The sequence below is a fragment of the Streptomyces sp. MB09-02B genome (assembly GCF_033794485.1).
GTDB lineage: Bacteria > Actinomycetota > Actinomycetes > Streptomycetales > Streptomycetaceae > Streptomyces.
Window position 1 is genome coordinate 1 of sequence record NZ_JARGEE010000862.1, and the last position, 1,344, is coordinate 1,344.

Annotated in this window: 2 protein-coding genes; both read right to left on the minus strand. The window is 72.6% G+C overall.

Annotated elements, in window-relative coordinates:
* Positions 1-908 (minus strand): DNA polymerase III subunit delta (holA, locus tag P1P70_RS44685; protein ID WP_319248233.1); only part of this gene is annotated, 908 nt, incomplete at its 3' end.
* Positions 909-1,048: 140 nt separating this feature from the next.
* Positions 1,049-1,294, minus strand: a complete 246-nt coding sequence (locus tag P1P70_RS44690; RefSeq protein WP_319248235.1) for a hypothetical protein — start codon at positions 1,292-1,294, stop codon at positions 1,049-1,051.
* Positions 1,295-1,344: the final 50 nt, after the last annotated feature.

Sequence of the window (1,344 nt, forward strand, 5' to 3'; positions counted from 1 at the left end):
CCCTTGACCCCCGCATCAGCCTCGGCGACCGCCCGCAACGCCACGGCCACCCCGTCCGGCGTCCACCCCCGCATCTGCTGCCGCACCCGATCGATCTTCCACGGCGGCATCCCCAGCTCCCGCGCCAGATCCCCCGGCCGCCCACCCCGCGCCGACGACAACTTCCCGATCGCCCGCACCCCCTGGGCCAACGCACTGGTGATCAACACCGGCGCCACCCCCGTCGCCAGCGACCACCGCAGCGCCTCCAACGCCTCCGCGGCCCGCCCCTCGACGGCCCGATCGGCCACCTCGAAGCTCGACGCCTCCGCCCGCCCCGTGTAGTACCGCCCGACCACCGCCTCGTCGATCGTCCCCTCGACGTCCGCCACCAACTGCGACGCCGCGGACGCCAACTCGCGCAGATCACTCCCGATCGCGTCGACGAGCGCCTGGCACGCCTCGGGCGTCGCGGACCGCCCGAGCGTCCGGAACTCACCCCGCACGAACGCCAGCCGGTCCCCCGGCTTCGTCATCTTGGGGCAGGCCACCTCGCGCGCCCCCACCTTGCGCGCCGCGTCCAGCAGCCCCTTGCCCTTGGCCCCGCCCGCGTGCAGCAGCACCAGGGTGATCTCCTCGGCGGGAGCCCCCAGATACGCCTTCACGTCCTTGACCGTGTCGGCCGACAGATCCTGCGCGTTGCGTACGACCACGACCTTGCGCTCCGCGAAGAGCGACGGACTCGTCAGCTCGGCGAGGGTGCCGGGCTGCAACTGGTCCGAGGTCAGATCCCGCACATCCGTGTCGGCGTCAGCGGCCCTCGCGGCGGCCACCACCACCTGCACGGCACGGTCGAGCAGCAGCTCCTCCTGCCCCACGGCGAGCGTCACGGGGGCGAGAGGATCATCGTTCACAGTCTTCTTGGCCATCCGGGACAGCATCCCACGCCCCACTGACAACCCCCCGCGGCAACCGCGCCCCGCCAGGGGCGCGGGGAACTGCGCGAGCAACCCCCACGAACCCGCACCCGACGAACGGCCGATCAGTCACCCGGCTCCCCATCGGAGCGTCACGGCTCCTCCCGCCACCCCTCCCACTCCCCCGCGAACTCGTCCAACGCCACCGGATCGAGCCGCTCCCGCTCGTCCCCCAGCACCACCAGCCACTGCGCGTCCTCGGCGTCGTCCTCCCCGGCCAACGCGTCCCGCACCAGCTGCGGCTCCTCATCCAGCCCGAACCGCTCCCGCAGCGCCTCGACAACCTCCTCAGCCGCGTCCCGATCCGGCAACACCAGCACATGCCTCACATCACTCACACCCCCATCTTCCGCCACCTCGACGTGGGGCCCCCTCCCTCCTCCTGTCC